This window comes from Pseudoalteromonas sp. A22, assembly GCF_018141345.1.
GTDB lineage: Bacteria > Pseudomonadota > Gammaproteobacteria > Enterobacterales > Alteromonadaceae > Pseudoalteromonas > Pseudoalteromonas maricaloris.
Genome location: NZ_CP047238.1, coordinates 2,462,894 through 2,486,448, shown reverse-complemented (window position 1 = coordinate 2,486,448; position 23,555 = coordinate 2,462,894). Strand labels below are relative to the sequence as shown.

Annotated in this window: 19 protein-coding genes; 9 read left to right on the top strand and 10 right to left on the bottom strand. The window is 42.6% G+C overall.

Going from position 1 to position 23,555, the window contains the following annotated elements; translation table 11 throughout:
* Positions 1-7: 7 nt before the first annotated feature.
* The 3 genes from GSF04_RS15890 to ilvC form a co-directional block, all read right to left on the bottom strand.
* Entirely contained in the window at positions 8-1,207 is a 1,200-nt protein-coding gene (locus tag GSF04_RS15890) for a tetratricopeptide repeat protein (protein ID WP_039497346.1), read from the bottom strand.
* Between the two features lie 197 nt (positions 1,208-1,404).
* Positions 1,405-3,306, bottom strand: a complete 1,902-nt coding sequence (locus GSF04_RS15885) for a methyl-accepting chemotaxis protein (RefSeq protein WP_211857827.1) — start codon at positions 3,304-3,306, stop codon at positions 1,405-1,407.
* Positions 3,307-3,576: 270 nt separating this feature from the next.
* Positions 3,577-5,049, bottom strand: a complete 1,473-nt coding sequence (ilvC, locus tag GSF04_RS15880) for a ketol-acid reductoisomerase (protein ID WP_039497351.1) — start codon at positions 5,047-5,049, stop codon at positions 3,577-3,579.
* A 105-nt stretch (positions 5,050-5,154) separates the two neighbouring features.
* On the opposite strand from ilvC, the gene ilvY reads away from it, so the two are divergent.
* The 6 genes from ilvY to GSF04_RS15850 all read left to right on the top strand — a co-directional run bounded on the left by ilvY (position 5,155) and on the right by GSF04_RS15850 (position 13,598).
* Positions 5,155-6,048: an HTH-type transcriptional activator IlvY gene (gene ilvY / locus GSF04_RS15875; protein WP_010605095.1), complete on the top strand. Its 894-nt coding sequence runs from the start codon at positions 5,155-5,157 to the stop codon at positions 6,046-6,048.
* 63 nt (positions 6,049-6,111) lie between these two features.
* Positions 6,112-6,807, top strand: coding sequence for a response regulator transcription factor (locus GSF04_RS15870; protein ID WP_211857824.1), 696 nt, complete (start codon positions 6,112-6,114; stop codon positions 6,805-6,807).
* 309 nt (positions 6,808-7,116) lie between these two features.
* Positions 7,117-8,943, top strand: coding sequence for an Ig-like domain-containing protein (locus tag GSF04_RS15865; protein WP_211857822.1), 1,827 nt, complete (start codon positions 7,117-7,119; stop codon positions 8,941-8,943).
* An 82-nt stretch (positions 8,944-9,025) separates the two neighbouring features.
* The gene (locus GSF04_RS15860) at positions 9,026-10,294 is read left to right on the top strand and encodes an imelysin family protein (protein ID WP_211857820.1); all 1,269 of its coding nucleotides are present in this window, start codon (positions 9,026-9,028) and stop codon (positions 10,292-10,294) included.
* Positions 10,287-12,494: a TonB-dependent receptor gene (locus GSF04_RS15855; RefSeq protein ID WP_211857819.1), complete on the top strand. Its 2,208-nt coding sequence runs from the start codon at positions 10,287-10,289 to the stop codon at positions 12,492-12,494. Before GSF04_RS15860 ends, GSF04_RS15855 begins: the two co-directional genes overlap by 8 nt.
* 117 nt (positions 12,495-12,611) lie before the next feature.
* Positions 12,612-13,598, top strand: a complete 987-nt coding sequence (locus GSF04_RS15850) for a sterol desaturase family protein (RefSeq protein ID WP_211857818.1) — start codon at positions 12,612-12,614, stop codon at positions 13,596-13,598.
* Between the two features lie 188 nt (positions 13,599-13,786).
* Here the strand turns inward: GSF04_RS15850 and GSF04_RS15845 are convergent, their stop codons facing one another.
* Positions 13,787-14,074 (bottom strand): hypothetical protein, encoded by a 288-nt coding sequence (locus GSF04_RS15845; RefSeq protein WP_010373837.1) that lies wholly within the window; start codon positions 14,072-14,074, stop codon positions 13,787-13,789.
* Positions 14,075-14,351: 277 nt separating this feature from the next.
* Entirely contained in the window at positions 14,352-15,923 is a 1,572-nt protein-coding gene (locus tag GSF04_RS15840; RefSeq protein WP_045963476.1) for a cation:proton antiporter family protein, read from the bottom strand.
* A 131-nt stretch (positions 15,924-16,054) separates the two neighbouring features.
* On the opposite strand from GSF04_RS15840, the gene GSF04_RS15835 reads away from it, so the two are divergent.
* Positions 16,055-16,798, top strand: a complete 744-nt coding sequence (locus tag GSF04_RS15835) for a sporulation protein (RefSeq protein WP_010605088.1) — start codon at positions 16,055-16,057, stop codon at positions 16,796-16,798.
* 71 nt (positions 16,799-16,869) lie between these two features.
* Entirely contained in the window at positions 16,870-17,316 is a 447-nt protein-coding gene (locus tag GSF04_RS15830) for a GNAT family N-acetyltransferase (RefSeq protein ID WP_211857817.1), read from the top strand.
* Positions 17,317-17,351: 35 nt separating this feature from the next.
* Here the strand turns inward: GSF04_RS15830 and GSF04_RS15825 are convergent, their stop codons facing one another.
* From GSF04_RS15825 to GSF04_RS15810, 4 genes are all read right to left on the bottom strand, one after another.
* Positions 17,352-18,698 carry a sodium-dependent transporter gene (locus tag GSF04_RS15825; protein WP_045987612.1) on the bottom strand — a complete coding sequence of 449 codons (1,347 nt, stop codon included), beginning with the start codon at positions 18,696-18,698 and terminating at the stop codon, positions 17,352-17,354.
* A 222-nt stretch (positions 18,699-18,920) separates the two neighbouring features.
* On the bottom strand, positions 18,921-20,207 hold the full coding sequence (locus GSF04_RS15820; protein WP_211857816.1) for a HAMP domain-containing sensor histidine kinase: 1,287 nt from the start codon (positions 20,205-20,207) through the stop codon (positions 18,921-18,923).
* Between the two features lie 21 nt (positions 20,208-20,228).
* Complete coding sequence (locus tag GSF04_RS15815) at positions 20,229-20,936, bottom strand: response regulator (protein ID WP_039497374.1); 708 nt, start codon at positions 20,934-20,936, stop codon at positions 20,229-20,231.
* A gap of 119 nt (positions 20,937-21,055) precedes the next feature.
* Positions 21,056-21,859 carry a hypothetical protein gene (locus tag GSF04_RS15810; RefSeq protein ID WP_211857815.1) on the bottom strand — a complete coding sequence of 268 codons (804 nt, stop codon included), beginning with the start codon at positions 21,857-21,859 and terminating at the stop codon, positions 21,056-21,058.
* A 98-nt stretch (positions 21,860-21,957) separates the two neighbouring features.
* On the opposite strand from GSF04_RS15810, the gene GSF04_RS15805 reads away from it, so the two are divergent.
* A complete protein-coding gene (locus tag GSF04_RS15805; RefSeq protein WP_211857814.1) occupies positions 21,958-23,205 on the top strand; it encodes a serine hydrolase domain-containing protein in 1,248 nt (415 codons plus the stop codon).
* Here the strand turns inward: GSF04_RS15805 and yhbY are convergent.
* Positions 23,202-23,498: a ribosome assembly RNA-binding protein YhbY gene (yhbY, locus tag GSF04_RS15800; RefSeq protein WP_010373854.1), complete on the bottom strand. Its 297-nt coding sequence runs from the start codon at positions 23,496-23,498 to the stop codon at positions 23,202-23,204. The genes GSF04_RS15805 and yhbY overlap by 4 nt on opposite strands.
* Between the last annotated feature and the right edge of the window lie 57 nt (positions 23,499-23,555).

Sequence of the window (23,555 nt, the reverse complement as noted above, 5' to 3'; positions counted from 1 at the left end):
GTTATTGTTATCTCTCATCGTTGTCTGTGGAATTTAACTGGTTGCTTGCAACACCTCTCAATAAGGCTAATTTGCCTTCGTAGCGTGTTTTGTCGTGCTCGAAGACAGATGCTTTGTATGCTTTATTGAGGTAGTACTCTGCTTTTTCTCTATTCCCTTCCTCAAATGCGACTTTTGCTAATCCAAAGAAACTGCCGTGAATACTATGGTCGAGTTGATAAGCTTTTTGATAAAAATGCTTAGCGCGACTTAAATTTCCATGCTTAAACGCTTCATTACCCAACACTAGCATATAATAGGGATTGCTCTTTCTTAAGTTGTGAATATTGGCTTCGATCACTTTTGCTTCGTGGTCACGCTCTGTGAGGTGGTAAAGTTTTGCAAGATTGCCTAGTGCGTTTCGATTGTCATGATTGATGGCAAGTGCTTGGTTATATGCGCGCTCAGCAAGGTCGTACTGTTGAGTTAGGCGATATAGGATCCCAAGATTACCCCATGCGCCATCGTGATAGGGATCGCTCTCTACCGCTGCTTTGTAGTAACTGTAGGCCATGTCAAGGTCGCCATTAATCATTTCCATGGCGCCTTTGTTGTTATAAAACATGGATAAGATAGTGTTTGTATCTATTGCCGATGTACTAAAATGTTGTGCTCTGCTATTAGGGTCAAAGTCTACGGTAACGGAAGCGGGTTTGACATACAGTGTTTTTACAGAATCTTGGGTATTATCCACTTCAAATATTTTTATGTTTACGTGCCCTGTAAGCAAGCTGTAGCCTTGGCTCTCATCCCAATATTCGGGTATGTGTACACGTTGAAATTGTGTTCTCAAACCCACTTGTCTCGCGATAGCATGGGTTAAAATTGAAAGCGAAAGACAATTGGCATTCATATTACTAAAAGCTTGGTTGGCAGTGAGATTAGCACCAGATAAATATGACATTGAATCGTCGCCACTATTGACCAAAAACGCCATCAACATTTTTGCGCGTTTAACGCCAATTTCGTCGTTATGAAAATATTGCGCGAGTTTTGCTTTAATTTGATTGTTTAGCTGAAATACCTCTGAGTATGACTCTACAGGCTGGATATTAAATTGATGCTTTGAATTGAGAATTGACGTGTCTATCGTCGCTTTGGGAGTGCTATTACAGGCACTAAGTAAAACACTAAGCACAATAATAGAGAACTGAATTACTATCTTCATACAACCTCCAGATTGGGCATTCGGCTGACTTTTAGTTATGGCTTCATTGCTTACCTTTGGCCCTTACTATTATTGAATTTAGACTATAATTGCAAAATTTGCGCGGTGTGATTGTTACACTATGTAACAAAGAGACAATTTGAAAGGGTAAGCCTACAAGACCAAACATGCAGGCTTACTTTAGAGTTGAACAGAGGTTAAAAGCTCGCGACGAGATCATCAAGCGCTTTTGCTGATGCAGCAAGACGCTGAATTGATTGTTCCGTGTCAAGTTGCTCGTTCATCACGGCATCGCTTATTTCGCTAATTTGCTCGATGTTGCGGCCGACGTCCGCGACGACATTACTTTGCTCTTCTGTCGCTGTTGCGATAAGCGCGGTCATGTCATTTATTTGATTTGCGGTTTCCGATATTTCCAACATTAACTCCACTGACGATTGCATTGTTTGAACACTTTGCTCTGCTTGTTCACTGGATTGTTGGATTTGGTTTACGACAGCGCCAGACACCTGAGTTAATTCAGATATCGTTGCTTGGATCTCGTCGGTAGATTGTGATGTACGGCTCGCAAGCGCTCTCACCTCATCTGCAACGACGGCAAACCCACGGCCATGCTCACCCGCACGCGCAGACTCAATCGCGGCATTGAGTGCAAGCAAGTTGGTTTGCTCAGATATGCCTCTGATCACATCAACGATGTTGGCAATGGACTGTGTTTTTTCGGCCAATGTAGCGACTTGACCTGCCATATTTTCGATATCACCAGCAAGTAAGTGAAGTGTTTCTTGGCTTTCTTGCACACCTTGACGGCTGCGCTTAGTTGACGCTTTACTTTCTTCTGTTAATTTTGCCGTATTGGTCGCGCTGCTCGCTATCTCTTGTACTGTCGCACCCATTTCATTGATTGCCGCGGCAACAGACATAGTTTGAGACTTTTGTTCATCCAGAGACTGAGAGTTTTGCTGGCTCTGTTTAAACACGGCTTCGCTCGTCACGCGAATTGAACGGCTCTCTTCCGCAACCATGTGGATAGCTTCTTCGATCTTAGCCATAAACTGGTTGAAGCCGCCAGCCAAAGCATGAAGTTCAGGTTGTGCTGAGTCTGGTAAACGATAATTGAGTTTTGCGTCGCCGCTGCCAAGCTGTTCAAATAAATCTGCCATCTTTTTAAGTGGCGCGCTTAAGTTTTTAGCCAGCAGCATACTAAAAAAGCTCGCCACTAGCGCAATCACCAGCGAAAAACCAATGATTTGCCACTGCAAAGAAGTGATCCCACTATTGATTTCACTGGTTGGCACTTGGGCAATAACAAGCAAATCTGTGTTTGGAATTGGGCTCGCTGCAACTAAATTGGTTTCGCCACCCACTTCCAACTCTTTAACGATAAATCCATGTGTGGAGGTAAAATCGCGACTGTGCTGGCCGTAAAAGTCTTCAATTGAGGACTTTGCGACTTTGCTTGCATCTGGGTGCAATTGCACCGTACCTTGCCTATTAATGACGAAAACAAAGCCACTTTGCTCGATTTTCATATTAGCAAGCATCGCCTGCATGTCATCAATACTTTTCGCAAGTCCAGCTAAACCAACACCGCTTAGCTGTTGATGGTTTACAAACATTTTTACATCGCCCGGTGCTTCTTGATAGATACTAATAGAGTATGGCGAGCCACTAGTGGTAAAGCCGAAAAACCAACCATCCTGCTCTCTATTTAGTACTCGCAGAAAGCCGTTTTGATTCCAATATTGATTGGTTTCGCGGTTAGCCCAAGAAGCCGTAACTAAGTCATACTGCGCCGCAATACGCTTGAGTTCGTTGACAAGAAGTTTTTCGTCCAAAGTATTTTGCTTGGCACTTTGGGTGATTAATAAATTGCTTGAAAGCTGCTCGGCTGCATTTTTCAACGTGTCTATCTGCTTGCTTAATGATTTATTGATACTTTCTATCTTGCTTGGCAATTCAGACTGCATCATGCGTTCATTAATGAGCGTTTTGGCGCTGTAAAGCGAGGTAAACCCGATTAAACAAGCGACAGCAATCGCAATGAGACTACCCAAAAGGGTAATTCTTTGAGTAATTGTTAAACCTGTGTTTTGCATTCGATTAGTGTGTGTAATCCCGTGGAACCGATTATTCTAGCATAGTAAATAACCAGCTCGGAACAAGTAACAATCCAAGTCACAAAAAAATAATTTTGGTTTATAAAATAAAGTTAATCTCAGTATTTAGTGTTAACTGTATTTGAGTTAAATGGGTGGTTATGTTGAGAAATAGAGATAAAAGGCCACAATCTCAGGGTGGAAAGTGGCCTTGGTTACTAACAAGCGAACTAGTTTGCTATATTATTGACGCAAATTTATTTCTACTTACTAAACAATCTTTTTCATATCGGACATGTAACCGCGAAGGATTTCACCTATTTTTTCTACCGGATGGTTACGGATCGCACGGTTTACAGCTATGAGCTTTTGGTTGTCAGCATAATTGTCACTGTCTAACAAGCCTTCACCAATCTCACGTTTTGTGATTGATTCCATAAATGGCTTCAATAGTGGTAGACATGCGTGATTATACAGATAGCAACCATATTCTGCGGTATCAGAAATAGTACGGTTCATCTCGAACAGCTTTTTGCGCGCAATGGTGTTCGCGATTAGCGGCGTTTCGTGTAGTGATTCGTAGTACGCTGATTCATCAATAATGCCTGCTGCTGTCATGGTTTCGAACGCTAGCTCTACACCAGCTTTGACCATAGCAACCATCAAAATACCTTGGTCGAAGAAAGTCTGCTCTGAAATCTCAGCATCAGTATTCGCTTGCTTTTCAAACGCAGTTTGTGCGGTTTCTGCACGCCATGTAAGCAATTTATTGTCGTTTTCAGCCCAATCAGCCATCATACCTTCTGAAAACTCACCACTGATGATGTCGTCCATATGCTTGTTGTAGAGCGGGCGCATGATGTCTTTTAGTTGCTCACTCAGTTCAAATGCGCGTAACTTAGCGGGGTTAGACAGTCTGTCCATCATATTGGTGATACCACCGTGTTTTAGCGCTTCAGTGATGATCTCCCAGCCATATTGTACGAGCTTTGATGCATATCCAGGTTCAATGCCTTCTTCTACCATTTTGTCAAAGCATAGTAGTGAGCCAGTTTGCAACATACCACATAGGATGGTTTGCTCACCCATTAGATCTGATTTTACCTCAGCAATAAATGATGACTGCAATACGCCAGCACGATGACCACCGGTTCCCGCCGCATATGCCTTAGCTTGCGCGAGACCTTTACCCTCAGGGTCGTTTTCAGGGTGAACTGCAATCAGCGTAGGTACACCAAAACCGCGTTTGTACTCTTCACGTACTTCTGTGCCAGGACATTTTGGTGCAACCATGATTACGGTGATATCTTCACGCACTTGCATACCTTCTTCCACGATGTTGAAGCCGTGAGAGTAGGCAAGTGTTGCGCCTTTTTTCATTAACGGCATGACTGCGTTTACAACAGAAGTATGTTGTTTGTCAGGGGTTAAGTTTAGAACCAAATCAGCTTCAGGAATGAGTTCTTCATAAGTGCCAACAATAAAGCCGTTTTCAGATGCATTAAGAAACGATTGACGTTTTTCTTCAATTGCTGAAGGACGTAGTGCGTAACTGACGTTCAAGCCAGAATCTCTTAAGTTTAGACCTTGGTTCAAGCCTTGTGCGCCACAACCAACGATGACCAGTTTTTTACCAATCAGAACGTCGACACCTTGTTCGAATTCTTTTGGATCCATGAATTCACATTGAGAAAGCTGAGCTAATTGCTCACGTAAAGATAAAGTATTAAAGTAATTCGACATGATATTTCCTGATTCTGTAGAAATAGATTGAAGTCAGAGTAGGGCGAACTTTTGATTGCGTAAAATGATATATTTGAACTATAGTGTTTCAAAAGGTGAAATACTATGAATCACAAACAACTTAAATATTTTTTGGCACTTGCAGATACGCTGCATTTTTCTCGGGCGAGTGAACGCTGCTTTGTAAGTCCTCCGACATTAAGCCGTCAAATCAAGCAGTTAGAAGAGGAAGTTGGCGCGCCTTTATTCCTACGAGATAATCGCACCGTAGAGTTGACTCAGCAAGGCAAGGCGTTTGTTCATTACGCGCAAGCGACATTAGCAAGCTGGCGGCAGTTTAAGAGTGAATGCGTTGACGATGATAAGCCTTTGACTGGTGAGCTGAGTTTATTTTGTTCAGTGACCGCGACTTACAGTTTTATTTATGATCTTTTTTCCAAGTTTCGCCATCTGTACCCGCAAGTAGAGTTAAATCTTATTACTGGTGATCCCGCGCATTCAATAGCAGAAGTGGCTAGTGGTAAGGAAGATGTTGCGGTAGCAGTGAAGCCAAAACATCTACCGAACGGTATTGAGTACTTGCCAATCGGCCGTTCGAGATTGGTGTTTATTGGCCCAACGATGGACTGTCCGCTTAAGTCTATTATTGATGAATATAGTCATAGCGAAATGCCGTGGCAGAGGCTGTCTTTTATTATGCCAGAGCAAGGCGTGTTAAAAGATCGAATCGATAACTTTTGCAAAAAACACAATTTTGTTCCTAAAGTTTATGCGCATGTTTCGGGTCATGAAGCTATGGTTGCGCTCGCGAGTTTAGGGTTTGGTATTGCGTGTGTCCCCGAGATAGTAATTAGTCAAAGTCCATTTAAGAATCAAGTTCAGCTTTTACAGCTTAGATCGGATGAAATTGAAATTGGACTTGTAACTAAGAATAAACGGTTATATGACCCAGTTGTTAAAGCACTTTGGGATACGGCAAAAGGATTATTTACGCTGTAAAGCATCCATTCAGGTTGCGTGACTACACTGTGTTCATCCATGTTGAATGAATGAGGTGCGTCCGTGTCCACTATCTTGGTTGCACAAAGCAATAACAATATATTGACATCACAACAAAAAATGCTTGAAGAGCAAGGCTATACTGTTGAGTTGTTGAGGGAATTAGGTCAATTGAACGGTTTTTCAGGGAAATCTATTAACGGTATCGTGCTTGATCAAGCTATCGCATCCGTACCAACCTGCGATTCAATCAGCCAATTTAGACAAAGATTTAAAGCTCCCGTGATCGTCAGTCTTGACAGCGATGACGAGGATGTTCACAGCCTGTTTTTAGAGCTCGGTGCTGACGAAGTTATTTCCAAAGACGCAAAGCCTAGATTATGGCGAGCTCGACTTGATGCAGTGTTAAGAAGGCAAGCTGCAAACTCGCAGTTTGACGATGAGCCAGAGCAATTAAGCTTTGGCCAGCTGCATATCGACAAAAACACCAGGCGCGTGAGTTATGGGCAGGAGCGCATTGACCTCACAACCCATGAGTTTGAGTTGCTATGGTTACTTGCGAGCAATGGCGGCAAAGTAGTGAAACGTGACTTTGTATACGAGCAGATCCTTGGCAAATATTATCGCCCAGATACTCGGACAATAGACGTTCGCATCTCTCGCTTGCGTAAAAAGCTACACGATAATCCGAGTCGTCCAGAGAAGATCAAAACGATTTGGCGTCAGGGTTACTTATTTGTTACCGACGTTTGGAACTAAAAAGTAACAATTTGATTTAACGCAAAGATACTTCGGATTTTTCGAATGTTCAATTCGGAGAAATTTGTGAAACAGGTTTCTGATACAAAGGGATAATGTCATTTTTATGATGCTATCCCTTTGTTTTATATGGAGTATCAGCATTCTCTTTCACGAGTGATAGCGCTGGAGTAGTTAGCTGTTACGTAGCATTTTTAAAAAAATTGTTATTTATACAATGCAAATAATATTGATTGCTATTTAGGTGTGTGTATACTTTACGCCTAGTTATGAAAATATAAACATAATTAGTCTCAAAGGAACAATTCAATGGCACTTAAAAAGTCTCTGTTAACGACTGCTATTCTCGCTGCAACTTTAGGCCTCACCGCATGTGGTGGCTCTAGCAGCAACTCAAATGACAACGATGATAACAACACAACACCACCTCCAGCCACCAATGCTGCACCTACTATTACCGTAGACAGTGCATCAGTATCTGAGGATACGCTTGGTGCTGCTGTTGCAAATATCTCTTTTTCTGACGATAGCGATGAAGTAAGTGCATTGACACTAACCATCTCTGACAACCGTTTTGAAATTGTTGACGGTGCGGTTAAGCTCAAAGCTGCAAACGCACTAAACTTCGAACAGGTTGAAGGCGGTAAAGTATCGGTAACTATCACGGCAACTGACAGCAAAGGCGAAAAAACAGAAGTTGAAGCTGAAATTGCTGTTCAACAAATTGCTGAAGAAAACAAAGCGGGTGTAAACCGCTATGCCTTTAATAACACACAAGGTGAATCTTCAGTTTCTTATTCTGGCCAAATCGCACGTCACGCAGCTATGGTTCATATTAAGAGCCTAATGGGTAAGCTTAATAATGAAACTGTGGGTAATGCGGCGGAGCAAAAAACAGCTGAAGCGGCAATCACTGAGATTAAAACCTTCTTAATGCCGACAGACACAGTGGTCTTGGATGAAACCCTTGATTTCGCTGTTGCCGCAAACGCTGCACAAACTACATTAGGACAAATTTCAAGTTCACTGAAAAACGTCGCTGGCGAAGGTGGTAAAATTGCGGGACGTGATACCTCTAATATGCATAAAGCATGGGAAGAGGATGGTGTCATGGCTGGTTGGGTTAACTTTGGTACACAGCCAAAAACACCTGAAGGTTTAGCCCTACACTATTTAGACCTGCTACAAGCGCAACTTCAGCAATTTGAAAATGGCTCAACAATCAAAGCAGAGCATAATGGCACAGCTATCACGCTGAACAAACTATATGTAACACCGGAAGGCCTTGATCTTGCCCAGCTAATGCAAAAACACTTAAACGGTGCAGTATCGCTTTCTCAAGGTGCGGACGATTATCTAGATGATTTACTCATTGGTGAAAAGTCAGCTGATAACGCGACATTAGCGGATGGCAAAAGCTACACTGAACTTGAACACAAGTTTGATGAAGGCTATGGCTATTTCGGTGCTGCTGTTGATTATCTAGACTACACAGACGATGAACTTTCAGCTAAAGGTGGCCGTGAAGCGTATGCAAGTGGTTATCATGATTTGGATAATGACGGCAAAATCGATCTACTATCTGAATTTAACTTTGGTAACTCAACCAATGCAGCAAAGCGTGACCGTGGCACTAAATCTAACGCTAACCCAACAGACTTCAGCGCTGAAGCACAATTAGCATTTATTGAAGCGCGTAAACTTATCAACGCTAATGTTGGTACTAATGTTGCGCAGTGGGAAGACGAGGACAAAGCACGCTTAGAAGCATTGCGTAATCAAGCGTTGTTAGCATGGGAAAAGTCTATCGCTGCAACCGTTGTGCATTATATCAATGATACAATCTCAAATGATGATGGTGATTTAGATGATATCGCATCAGGTGATTTTGATGCTGATCAATTCTATGCAGTAGCAAAGCACTGGTCTGAAATGAAAGGCTTCGCATTAAACTTCCAGTTTAATCCGTTTTCTCCTGTTACAGATGCAGATTTTGTTAAAATCCATGAATTAATGGGTGATAAGCCTGAATTCGCGGCAGATAAAGTGGAAGCTTATAAGACTGCTTTATTGGAAGCGCGAGAAATCATTGCAACTGCATATGATTTCGATGCTGAGAATGTTGCCAGCTGGTAATCTAAATTTTCGTTTATAACGTTAAAAGGTTAGCCGTTAATTCTGCTAACCTTTTGTTGTATATAGATAATAGAGAATACAAATGAGAGTATCTAAACGTTTAAGTGCCGCTGCCGTCGCAGTGGCTTTGGTATTGTCTGGTTGTGGTGAAAGTACTTCAAGTAGCCAAGGACCTGGAGTGAAGGATAATAACTCTGGAACGGATAACCCAACTTTACCTACGCAATTTGATGAAGCAGCCTTGGTAAATAACCTTGTGAATAATGTGCTTACCCCTGCAATTGAGCAATTCAATGAACTCGCTGTAACACAACAACTTGAAGTTGCGAGTTATTGTAGTGCTGAAAAAGTACTGGCTGAAAATACCGCTGCGTTAAAGCAAAATGCTCAACAAAGTTGGCGCAACGCTATGGTTGGGTGGCAGTATGTTGAATTGATGCAAATGGGTCCACTTACTGCCAATAGTAAAGAGCTTAAAAATAATATTTATGTTTGGCCCGCTACAGGCTCGTTATGTGATATCGACTTGGATGTGGTGTATTTTGAGGATGGCGTTATTAACGGTAATGCTAGCAATCCTTATAATATCTCTGAGCGTACTGCAAACCGTAAAGGCTTAACTGCCTTAGAGCACCTTCTATTCAATGCCAACCTTGATCACAACTGCTCGTCAGTGAATGATGCTTTGGCACCATGGAATAGCCGTTCAACTCAGGAAAGAGCGGTTGCGCGTTGTGAGTTTGCGACTGAAGTGGCTAAAGACATTGAAGCACAGAGTAGTTCACTTCTGTCTCAATGGACTGGAGAAAATGGCTACGCAGCTAAACTTGTTAATGCAGGACAACCAGGGTCACCGTTTGACACGCCTCACTTAGCGCTCAATGAAATATCAAAGGCGCTATTTTACATGACCGAAGAGCTAAAAGACGGCAAAATAGCGACGCCGTTAGGCCTAGGTTTTCCGAATGCGTGTGGTTTAGAGGCTTGCCCTGAAGCGGTGGAGTCGCCAATTGCAGAACATTCGAAAGAGAATTTACTTGCTAACATCAGAGCATTTAGAAACATCTTCACTGGTAATGGCCAAGATGCTGAGAATACATTGGGCTTTGACGACTTTTTAGATGCTGAGAACGGTAGTGATGTAAAAGAGCGCATGCTTGCAGGGCTAGCGGAGGCAGAAGCTACTCTGCTTGCGATGAATGCGAGCCTGAAAGCTGAGCTTGCAGGTTCTACAGAGCAAGTGACGCAAACGCATACAGACGTTAAAAAAGTGACGGATGATTTAAAGACCGAGTTTATCGAAAAGCTCGCCCTAGAACTTCCACAAACTTCGGCAGGTGACAATGACTAAGCGCATGAACATGAAGAAATCTTTATTAGCGGTGGCGGTAATTTTTGCACTACCTCAAGCGCAAGCTGCGGATGATAATCAAGATATTGAGCATATCTCTATTATCAGCCATCACGATAAATTGCGAAAAGAAGCCGGCTCTGCAACCTTGTTGTCAGAAGCGCAGTTGGCAGAATACGAATACGACGATATTCACCGTATTCTTTCTAATGTACCTGGTGTTAATATTCGTGAAGAAGATGGTTATGGCCTGCGACCAAACATTGGTTTTCGTGGTGTAACACCTGAGCGAAGCAAAAAAATCACCATTATGGAAGACGGTGTGCTCATTGGCCCAGCTCCTTATTCTGCGCCGGCTGCTTATTATTTTCCGGTTACGACTCGTATGACTGCGGTTGAGGTGTTCAAAGGGCCAGCGGCTATCAAGCATGGTCCGCAAACAGTTGCTGGTGCGCTCAACTTAGTGACTCGCCAAGTGCCAGAATTTACAGAAGGCGGTATTGATGTTGCGGCTGGCAGCGACGGTTATTCCAAAGCACACGGTTACTACGGTTCAGTAGTAAATAATGTCGGCTTCTTATTCGAAGCGGTAAATCTACAGGCCGATGGTTTTAAAGAGCTTGATGGCGGTGGTGATACGGGGTTTGAGAAGAACGATATATTAGCTAAGTTTAATTATAAACTTTCTCAAGGTGAGCTAAACCATACATTTGGCTTAAAACTCAGCTATGCCGACGAGTTGTCCGATGAAACCTACCTAGGTTTAACGGATGCTGATTTTGCTGAAAACCCGTATCGTCGATACGCAGCGTCTCAGCCTGCAGAAATGGATACCAAGCATACTCAGGTAATGTTATCTCATGTACTTGATGGCAAAGACTTTAACGTTACAACAAGGCTGTACCGTAATGACTATGAGCGAGCTTGGCTTAAGCTTAATAGTCTAGGTAGTAAAAGTGGGCCATCCCTTTCAAAAATCATGGCAAACCCAGAGACTTTTGCAAATGAGTACGGCGTGATCACAGGGGCAAGGGATTCTGTCGTTGCAGGTTCAAATATCTTTTTGAATATGGGGACTAATGATCGTGAGTATTTCTCTCAAGGTCTTCAAGTCGATGCCAATACCAGCTTTAGCCTGTTTAATTTAACTCATGACATCGCAGTTGGTGTGCGTTTCCACGAAGATGAAATTGAGCGCAAACACTTTGAGCAAGCGTATGCAATGGAAGGTGGTTCACCTGTGTTGCTAGAGGGTTCAAAGCAGTTTACATCACTGAATACTGAAAATACTAAAGCGTGGTCGGTATATCTAGAAGACAAAGTACAACTTGATGCGTTGACACTCGGCCTTGGTCTTCGTGGCGAGCTGATGGACATGTCTTACCAAGATAATAAAGATGCCGATGTTTGGATTGATAAAACCACCCGTATTTGGCTACCTAGCCTAAGTGGTTTCTATCAGCTTTCTGATGATGCCGGTCTTTTATTTGGTGTGCACCAAGGTTTTGTGCCTTCTTCACCACAACAAGATCCAGATATAGAGCTTGAGAAGAGTGTTAACTACGAATTTGGTGGGCGCTTTAATGATGGTGTGACTCAGTTTGAGATTGTGAGCTTTTTCAACGATTATGAGAATCTGAACGAAAGCTGTGGTCAGTCTAATTGTGGTGTTGATGACCAGCAAGATCAGCAATTCAGTGGCGGTGAGGTGGATGTTTACGGTCTCGAAATGCAGTTTGCACAACGTTACCCTTTGAACCTTCAACTGGATATCCCTTATAGTCTCACCTACACCTATACGAAAGGTGAATTCCAGAATGAGCGTGCGACAACGTTCGCACAATGGGGTTATATTAAAAATGGTGATGAGCTTCCGTATTTACCATCTCATCAAGCCACTTTTAACATTGGCCTCGCAGCAAGTGACTGGAAAGTTAACGTAGCCATCAAATACATCAGTGAGATGAGCGAAGCTGCTGGCAGAAGCACTGAAGACTTTGAGCTTGTACTTGAAGGCGCAAAGGTGCCAAACACAACCATCGTTGATGTATCTGCAAGTTACGAGCTAGGCCAGTATGGTCAAATCTATGCTAAAATCGATAACTTGTTCGATGAAGCAGAAATTGTCAGTCGCCGCCCGTATGGCGCGCGCCCAGGCAAACCAAGACAATTTAGTTTAGGCTATAAATACCAGTTTTAATTGATTGTCTATGCGGCTCTTAAAATAAGGGCCGCAGCTTCATGGCGCCTGTCGCTAGACCTATGGAGCTATTCCAAAAATATATGAACTCATTATTTCTTTTTGATGGAAATGACTATGTTAGAGCAATTATGGCAAAGCATTACTGAACTCCCAGGCTACTTGTTCGATGCCAATAAAAGAGTGTATTTGCCATACTTGTTTAGTGCCATTTTGATGGCTGTTCCTGTTTATATCGCCACAGAAAAAGCGCGCTCTGGTAAAGGTTTTTTAAAGTTTCTGTTTCCCAAGCAAGTGTGGTGGTGCAAAAGCGCCAAGCTCGATTACTGTTTATTGGTCACAAATCGATTGATAAAGGCGGCGACGTTCACGCCTATCGTGTTGACTATGGTACCGGTGGCGCTAGGGTTATCCGGTGGGCTTGAAGCGCTTTTTGGTCCAGCGTTACATCTTGAAGCGCCAGAATGGCTGGTGATTGGACTATTTACGTTATTTTTATTTATAGTCGATGACTTCACTCGGTTCTTGCTGCACCTGATCCTACATAAAATCCCATTCTTTTGGGAGTTTCACAAGGTACACCATTCTGCAAAAGTCCTGACTCCCTTTACCATTTATCGCTCACATCCCGTTGAAAGCTACCTGTACGCCTGTCGTATGGCATTAACTCAGGGGATAGTAGTCGGAATAGGGTATTACGTATTTGGCAGTAGTTTGAGCATGTACGATATTCTTGGTGCGAATGCGTTTGTCTTTTTATTTAATATCTTTGGGGCCAATTTAAGGCATTCACATATCTGGCTGAGTTGGGGTGATAAGTTAGAGAATTGGTTTATTAGTCCGGCACAACACCAAGTGCATCACAGTGACAATCCAATCCATTTTGATACCAATTTAGGTTCAGCGCTAGCCATTTGGGACCGTATGTATGGCTCGCTGATTAAGGCTTCGAGTGCGGGTAAAATTACCATTGGAGTCGGACAATATGATGCAGGGCATGATTCACTGACCGCGATTTATTTGAAGCCATTTGAGCAGGCTTGGAAAACGTTATTACCGAAAAAGAAAAATAACCCACCACTAAAATCTTCGCAGGGTGACTGATCTCGGTTACTCAGCTCCACTTCTTTGCAGGGAAAAATTGGTGTTGCTAATCACCGTAATAGCTTACGCTATTTATTACTTTATTAGGATGCTTGTGAAAGAGGTGAAAGCTTGTGCTTGGAAGAGGAAAATAGGCTGACGACGGGCATTGTCAGCCTATGTGGGAGAGTAGGCTCCCTAAATCTTTACTAGTGTAGTTGCGATGAAGGCTTGCTGCGGAAAAAGCCTAGCTCATTTAACTTCTCAATTAGTTTTGGATCGTCTAAACGGCTCGGAGTTTCTTCATCTCTTAAATAATGATCGTTTGGTACCGCATGCATATCGAGCATTTTATGAAACAGGATATTGCGAATTGCCAGCGCTGTCATGCCGCTGTCCTGAATTGCGTCTAGTCTTTCTTGGAGGTCTGAAAAAGGCGCAGCCTTGACGTCATCCACTACTGCAGAAAATTGACCATTAGATTTATTCTTAATCATAAAACCCCCAGAGGTAGTGCTTGTTCACAATCCAGTGACACGATGTTCAAAAGGCATTCGGTATCAATTTATGTTCATAAAATAGATACTTACGCCATGTCCGATGTGATCAGTTTACTCTGAAGTCGGGGCAAATTACCATCTTGGATGTAAAGCTTTGTAAATCGAATAATGAGAGGAATGAAACAATAAAAATAGACGTCTAGACGTAACACAATGATCTGAATATGAAAATAGTTCTCAGTACCAATTATGATACTGAGAACCAATATCTAATTTAAGTAAATAATTTCTCTTTTACGTGTTCTGCAAAACCACTACCTGCTTCAAGGTAGAAGTTATAGGTAGAATTCACACCCATTTCTTCTAATTCTTTCTGTTGATCAGGATAGTTCGCAATGGCGGTAACTTGGCCGTTATAACCCGATGCTTTGAGCTGTTCTAGTGCGTAAATGTTCTGCATATGCTTTGGCATCGCGAGCATTACCATTTCTACTTCAGAATGATTTACACGTTGCCAAAAGTCAGGATCGGTTGCGTCAGCGGTCAATACTCTGCGGCCTCTGGATACATGTTTTTCAACTACCTCTGGCTTAATATCTACACCTGCAACGGTGTCTGGGAAGCTAGCTTGTATCGTTTCATAAGCACCTGTTCCAATTCTTCCCATGCCAAATATTACGATTTTGGTATCGGTTAGGTTTACGGGGAGCTCTTCTTCTAAGCGGTCTTGGCTTTCAAACTTTAATAACCAAGGCTCTAATTTAACGTAGATTTCGTTCGAGCGTTTGTTTAGCGGAGACGCAATCACAAAAGTAATAGAAACAGCAATAGCCACGACTGCTAACCAGTCAGGAGCAACCGCACCAGAAGCAGATGCAACGGCACACACGATAAGACCAAACTCGCTATAGTTAGTGAGTGTAAAAGCGCTCAATAGCGATGTACGAGCACGCAATTTGAACATATTGGTGAAAAGATAATAAAGTGAGACTTTAATCGGTAGAACAATTACCAGTAGAATCGCTATTAAAAGTGCATCCAGTGTAATCGTGGCATTCAAACCAATATTCAAGAAAAAGCCAACAAGCAAGATGTCTTTTACATTCAGTAGTGATTTTGATAACTCACCGGCTTTTTTATGTGGAGCAAAAATCATACCCATGATCAGCGCACCGAGATCACCTTTGAGACCCGCAAATTCAAAGGCATGATAACCTGCGACTAACGCAAAAAAGAAGCCAAAAAGAGGAAGTAACTCACCATGCTTTGAGCGGCTTAATACCCAAAACATAACTGGGCGTACAAGCGGTAGCACTACAAGCAGTGCCAGTGCCCAAATATTGGGTACTTTGCCCGTACTGACGGCGAGAAAGATAACTGCAAAGATATCTTGCATAACCAAAATACCGATTGAGATTTTACCGTGAAGACTTGCCATTTCACCGCGTTCTTCCAGCACTTTTACCGCAAAAACGGTACTGGAAAAGCTAAATGCAAAGCCAACCAATAAAGCACTTTGCCAGTCTAGGTCGGTAAATAAAGGTAGGCTCATCGCCCCTAGCATCAACAACAGGCTAGCGAAAAACGCCGTACTGGTAATGATATGCATACTCGCTGGCGCCCAAACTTGAGGCTTTATTAAGTTACCAACTCGTAACTTTAAGCCGATGCTGAAAAGCAGCAGCGTTACACCAAGATCTGCCAGTTGGGTAAGTAAGTCCGTGGTTTTATGGCCAAGTAGGTTTAAGACAAAGCCTGCCATCAAAAAACCAATCAAAGGAGGAAGCTTTAATTGATAAACAGAAAATCCGCATGCAAATGCGACAGCAAAATAGAGCAGTTCCATAACTTTAAATTTTTATCCAAGATATGAGCAGTGTACCAAAACCTCCTGATATATAAATTATAAATTTTCGCTGACAAGTTGGAAAAAATATGGTTATGATGCAGGTAAGGACATACCGGACAGGAGACGTAATGTTTAAGAAGATCCTAGCATCTGTCGGTATCGGTGCGGCAAAAGTAGATACTGTATTGGAAACAGAGCATTTGCACCCGGGACAGAAATTTCAAGCGCAAATTGTAGTAAAAGGCGGTGACGTTAGCCAAGAAGTAACAGGTTTAGAGCTTGCGCTAATGACAAGAGTTAAGGTTGAAGGGGAAGACGGAGAATACTTTAGTAATCATGTTATTGACCGTTGGCGTGTAGGTAATAATTTCACGATAGGCCCAGGCGAAGAAAAAGTTATTCCTTTTGAAGCTCGACTTCATTCAGAAACACCAATCACAGAAATCAATGCGGGCTTCAACCGTTGTCATGTTTGGATTGAAACTGGTTTAGACATTGATTTAGCAATCGATCCGTCAGACAAAGATGCTTTACACATTTATCCAAATGAAGCGGTGAAAGCATGTATGACAGCGATGGAGCGTTTAGGCTTCCATTTAGTGAAAGCGGATGTAGAAAAGGGCTATTTACGAGCGTCTGAGTTTCAGTCTGTTTCTGGTTGTTACCAAGAATTAGAATACCGACCAAACTCACGTGCATTATTTGGACTACAAGAAGTTGAGCTTTCGTTTGTACCTGAAGCGCATCGTACTCATGTACTGATAGAGTTAGACAGAGCGTTTCGAGGGGATGGTTACGTCGATCTAACGATTGAGCACGATCACGTAAATATCTCTCAATTGTGCGATCAGTTGGAGCGGCTGTTCTCATAATCACTTAATTTACTCTAAAACGCCCAGCTTTGTCTGGGCGTTTTTGTTCCAAGCATAAATGAGAGAAGAAAATGAATTGGCAAATTAGAAGTTATGATGCGCTCACTAAAGATGAGCTTTTTGAGATTTTAAAGCTAAGGGTTGATGTATTCGTTGTGGAACAAGCATGTCCCTATCCAGAAATTGATGATACCGATAGGGCGCCTGACACTCGACATCTATTTTTGGTAAAAGATGAACAAATTTTAGCCTATGCACGTTGTTATAGAAAATCCGTAACTACTGCATCCATTGGCCGTGTTATTGTTTCATCAACGCTGCGAGGACAGGGCGTTGCACATGACCTTATGCATCGTGCGATTGCTTGTTGTGAAACGGATATTACCCATGAGGCTTTAGTTATTTCTGCGCAGTGTTATTTAGACAAGTTTTATACTGGGCTCGGCTTTGTGAAGCAAGGTGAAGGTTATCTAGAAGATGGGATCCCGCATCAGGATATGCTATTTGTTAAAAAGTAAAAGAGGCTACGAATAGCCTCTTTTTATGAGCGAAATTATAGTGAATTTAAAAATACCGCAGCAATAGCGATTGGACAAACGAAGCGGATGTACCAAGGCCATACTTTCCAGAAAAAACTACTGCCAACTTCCGGGCATCCTGATTCAATTTCTTTAAGCAGTTTTGCTCTGTGCCAAATCCAACCGACAAATACACAGCACAGCATGCCAAGTAGTGGCTGGCCAAACTTAGTTGTTAGGCTAACAGTAAAGCCGAACAAGGTTTCGATGTTTACCAAAATGGTGAAGCTTACGGCTGTTACCAGGGTACCGATGATCCAGGTGGCCTGTACTCTGCCCAATGCAAAACGTTCAACGGCATAGGATACGGGCGCTTCTAGCATCGAAATAGACGAGGTGAGTGCGGCAATACTCATCAAAGCAAAGAAAGCGAAGCTTACCAAAAGGCCAATACTCCCCATGCTATCAAACAATGCTGGCAATACTTGAAACACTAAGGTGTCTTCATTAAGCAGTGAGCCGTCAGCTGCAAAAATCTCTACGCCTTGCGCTTGCGCGACATACATGGCGGGAATGATAAGTAAGCCGGCAACGAATGCGATAAAGACGTCGATTAAGGTAACCATTGCACCAAGTGAAACTAGATTCTCTTTTTTACTAATGTATGAGCCGTAAATGATCATCACGCTGGTACCAAGCGAAAGCGAGAAAAATGCTTGTCCTAGGGCATCAACGAGTAACTGCGGATTAAGCACAGAAGAAAAGTCAGGAACAAGATACACCTTAAGACCTTCAACGGCACCTTCTTGGGTTAATACATACGCAATTAACGAGAATAAAATACCGATAAGTGCAGGCATCAAACGCTTTGACCACTTTTCAATCCCGTTTTCTACGCCTTTACTAATTATAAGCACGGTGAGTGCAATAAAGGCGGCTGTAAAGACGATGTTGCGCGACATAGACGAATCAGCAAGCCAAGATTGCGTTTGAGTCATTGATGCAACTTCTGCGATGGGTTCAAGTGTTGCGCTAAACATCCACCCAGCCACGATTGCATAGAAACTTAAAATAAGACCCGCACAAATTATGCCGCCGAATCCGACAACAAAAGCAAGTTTACTTTGCCATGCTGTATTTGTTAGTTTACGCAGTGAAGATACGGCATTTGCTTGGCCGTGACGACCAATGACGAGTTCTGCCATTAGTGCTGGATAAGCAAGACAAAAAGCCAAAACCAGATAAACTAAAACAAACGCAGCACCACCATTGGATGCCGTTTGTGTTGGAAATCCCCAAATGTTTCCCAAACCTACCGCCGACCCTGCGGCGGCCATAATAAAACCAAAGCGAGAGCTGAACTCTCCTCGGACATTGCTCATAATTATTATACTTCTCTAAAAATTTCTAACGGCGCTGACAATCTACTGTAATTAAAAAGAAATAAAAAGAGTAAATTATCTTGATTTAGCGCAAGTTTTAGCCTGATATTTAGCCGTAATTAAGTTGTTGCACTCAAAAAGCAAAGCTTAGCTTATAAGCTAATGTTTTCACGATTATTTCTATATGAGATAAGTCGACGTGTAGCGACTTATTTACAATAATTATTTTTCTTTACAGGGTAGCGAAAGCACAAATTTTGCGCCACCTAATCGTTCTGACTGGCTAACGGTGGCTGTACCATGATGCCAATCCATGACTTTTGCAACGATTGCAAGGCCTAAGCCGTAGCTTTTACCTGCACGGTTACGGTGAGTTTGCTCTTGAAAGAAAGGACTAAAGACTTTATCCCAATTTTGTCTCGCGATCCCAGGGCCATCGTCTTCAACGGTAATAATGAGCCAATGCTCGGTGCGGTGTGCACTTAATAACACACTGGCAGTGGCAAAATCACAGGCATTGCTGATCAAATTACTTATCGCTCTTGCAAGCCAATGTAAGTCACCATGGATCATTAAGTGTTCAGGAATTTCTACGCGGCCAGACAGCTGGTTCTTTTGCAGCTTTGGTTGCATTTGCTGCATCAGGTCTTGACCATAGCGAGATAGGGTTGTTACTTCGTGCTTGAGTAAATGAGACTTTTGTTCAAGCGTCGCAAAAGATAGATAGCTCGAGAGCATATCTTCCATTTGATCTAGATCTTTTTCCATGCGCGTTAAATAGTCGTGAATAGCATCGATGTCACTTTCATCTAAAGCTGCATCAAGGCCAAACCTTAAACACGCAACAGGTGTTCGAATGTCATGAGAAAGACTGGAGGCCATTAGCTTATTCTCAGCCATTAACTTCTCTATTTGGCTTGCCATTCGATTAAAGGTATTTTCTAAGTCACGGATGTAAGTGAAATGATTGGGGGCGATGCGCGCGCTTAGATTACCGCTGGCAAAGTGCTTTGCTGCAGTGTTGAGAACGATCAAGCGTTTAACTAACGGAGAGAGAATAAACCATAATATTGCGCAAATGCCACCGTAGAAAAATAACGTCAGCAATACGTCGTAATCTGCCTGTTCAACCTGAGGCTCCCATTCAAGTTCAACGTAATCAGGCGCCATTTCAGGGGTTGTTTTTAGCAGATATACATTCTCATTCTCTATCACTAACCCATCAGGTAGTAACATCTGTTGCTTTAATTCGAGCGGCATGGCTAAAGTATCGCCATCTTTATAACGAATGTTGATGTCGAATTGTTGGGCAATTAACGCCGTTGCATTTTCGCGCTTTTCCTGCTCTATATTTGCAACTTGCTTCGCAAGGCCGGTGATCAGCTTGCTTTGCCACTCAAAACTATCTTCTAAGGGAGCGGTTTGCTGATTGTAGGTGTCGATCACCCAACCCAGTGCAAAGATCGAAATCAATGCACCAGCGAGTAAGTAGATGTAGAGTTTCTTCACGATATTAGCTTGCGACCTTCATTACCAAGCTGATGGTACGAGTAGATATCCTTTACCCCACACCGTTTTAATTTTTTCTGGGTTTTGAGGATCATCATTAAACTTTTTACGCAAGGCAGAAATGAGTACATCAACGCTTCTGTCGAGGCCGTCATACTCTCTCCCTTTTGTCGCTTTAAATACCGCATCGCGAGAGACAACTTCACCAGCGTGACTGGCTAAAAATTGCAGTAGTAGATATTCAGCACTAGAAACGATGACTTCTTGGCCAGCAACACTGACTTTGCGAGCTTGAGTGTCGATACATAGCTGTCCAACTACGAGTTCGTGATTGGCTGCGTGATGATCTTGCGGTTTTTCCTGTGCAGCGCGCACATTTGCTTTGATCCGAGCGAGTAAGGCACGAGGACGAACAGGCTTGATAACGTAATCGCTAGCACCGACTTCCAAACCGATGACTTCATCCATTTCTTCATCTTTGGCAGTGAGCATAATAACAGGCTTGTTATAAAACTGACGTAAGTCGCGGCATACACTGATACCGTCCTTACCAGGGAGCATAAGATCAAGTAAAACAAGGTCGGGGTCTAGTGACTTAACACGTTCAATAACTTCATCACCGCGATAACAGCAATGTGTTTTATAGCCTTGGTTATCAAGATATTCGGCGACCCATTGCGCCAATGAAGTATCATCTTCAACCAATAAGATTGTGCCGTATTGCTCCATGTCTTTACTCCGAACTTTTTATTTTTCTGCGTCGAGTATAATCCTAAAAGCGTTATTGTCTGTAAATAAGTGTAGCGCCAGCCTGCAGTTGACCTCTATCAAACTGGCGAGTACTTATGTTACTTAACGTTTAGCTTTTCAATTAAACTCTCGGCCAAGTGTTTTTGCATATCCGCTGTTAACGCTGATACTTCCGTTTGGGTACATGCACCAGCGGTTTTTTCAAGCGGTGAAACCGTTTTAGTTACCTTGTAAGGAGGAATATCAACGGGCTTCTCGCCACGTTGACGGCGTGCCTCGTCGGTATTTTGTGCGACGATAAACGACAGTACATCGTGTTCGTTTTCTATTTTTTCCACTTCAGTAAAGGTGAATTGTAAAGGGATACCTTGGAAGCCCGCGCTATCTACCGATGACTTGGCAAACCAGACAACATCGGATGACGCTTGATGTGCTAAACGCATACTGACAGAAGCCACAATATTAGTACATTGAAATGCTGGCGAATTTTGAGCAAGTTCAGCAATATGTGGATGTGGATTTCTTGGCCTATCCAGTGCGTACGTTTTATTAGCTGCAAACTCCAAATCAAGTTGATGAATCGTTAGCGTGTAGTTTGCGTTCTTAGCTGCAACAACTTTCAGACCTTTTTTCTCAAGTAAAGCAACAATCTGCTTTCTCAGTGTATCAGTCAAGCTTACCTTATCGGCATTGATGTAGACTGTGTCACCTTGAGTAAGTGGATGAGCGGGCAATTGCACTGATTTAATTCGTGCGGAATTAAGTTCGGTACTATAGCTGATTTGATAAACAGACTTTTTTAGTAGTGGCTTCTTAGGTACATCTAACTTTGGCGCTAATGGCGCTGTGGTGACACATCCAAAAAGTAGACTTGTACATAGAGCTGCTAGCACTAAACGCATTAAAATACCTCAATTAAACAGTTATTTTCTTATATTTAGTGAGTTCCGCCAATTCATCATGTTAGTATGGCGGGCGAGTGTTAATGAAATGAGTCATTATGAAGTCGCTAATTCTCACATTAGTTTGTTTTTTTTGCATTAGTTATCCAAAAATAACGATTGCAAAAACCCCAAACCAGCAATGGTCACAATTTTTAAAGAGCTATTCTAAGCAAGTCGAGCGCAAACTAAAAGAAAAATCGGTGCCCGGTGCTGCTTTATCCGTCGTGCATGTCGAGCACGGCAGCTACGCAGAAGGTTTTGGCAAGACAAAAAGTCGACAAGGAAGTGTGGTCAACGAACAAACTCGCTTTCGCTTGGCATCGGTTTCAAAAACGTTTGCAGGAAGTCTAACTGCTAAATTGGCGAGCGAAGGGTATTTTAATATTGACGATAGAGTGGGTAGCTATTTGCCGCAAGTCGCCCAAGGTGATTATAGCCAACTTAAGCTCTATCATTTGTTAAGTCACTCGAGTGGCTTAGTGCCTAATGCCTACGATAATTTAATCGAGTCTCGCATGGACTACCCACAAATTGTTGAGCGCTTACTGCAAGTCAAAGCGTTATGTCAGCCCGGGGAGTGTTATGGTTATCAAAATGTCATGTTTAGCTTGATTGGAGATGTTATCGAGCAGGCGACGAACATTAGTTACAAAACTTGGATGGAAGAGTTTGTTTTCGCGCCACTTAATATGCATGACGCCGGTCTAGGCTACGAGCAAATGACAAAAAATGATAATTTTGCGTGGCCGCATGTCAGAGGGCGAAAGCGTTGGCATACCGCTAAATTAAAGCCGCATTATTATAAAGTACTCCCCGCAGCTGGTGTAAACGCTAGTGCTGCTGATATGGCGCAGTGGTTAAAAGCACAATTAGGTATGTATCCAAGTGTTTTATCACCAGATGCTCTGAGTAAGCAATCAGTGCCGTATACGTTGACGAAACGTGAGCTGCGCAGGCGCGTTTGGCGTGGCCACGTAGAAGAAGCTTACTATGGACTTGGATGGCGAATTTATCGCTATGATGGCAAACTGCTCTATTACCATAGCGGCTGGGTGCAAGGTTATCGTACCGATGTGGTGATTATTCCAGAGCTTGGAATTGGGTTTAGTCTACTGTTAAATGCAGAGAGTGGCATTATTAATCAGCTTACGAACGACTTTATTGTTGACGCATTGGCGCTTGAGAAGAAATTACTGCCTCAGGTGAGTGAGCAGGAAATTAAGAAAGTAAAAGCAGAAGAAGCGAGTTTATTACAAGAGATTGCGACGTCTTCAGGTGAAAACGTCGCAGACAACAAAGATTAGTTACGAGGTAACTGGATCTTTTTGTCTTCGCTTTGGCGGTACAACACAATGATATGGCCAATGGTTTGTACTTTATGTGCATTTGTTTCACGAACAATTGCTTCAAAAATCAGTTTCTTAGTTTCACGATCATTGGTTGGTACTTTTACCTTGATAAGTTCGTGAATGTTCAGGTTTTGCTCAATTTCAGCCATGACGCCTTCGGTTAGGCCGTTTGCGCCTAGAAGAACAACTGGGTTTAAAGAATGAGCTAGCCCTTTTAGGAACTGCTTTTGTTTATTTGATAAGGTCATATTGATACAATCTTATTTATTAAAAGGCTTGAATTATCGATATTCTAACGCCATCTA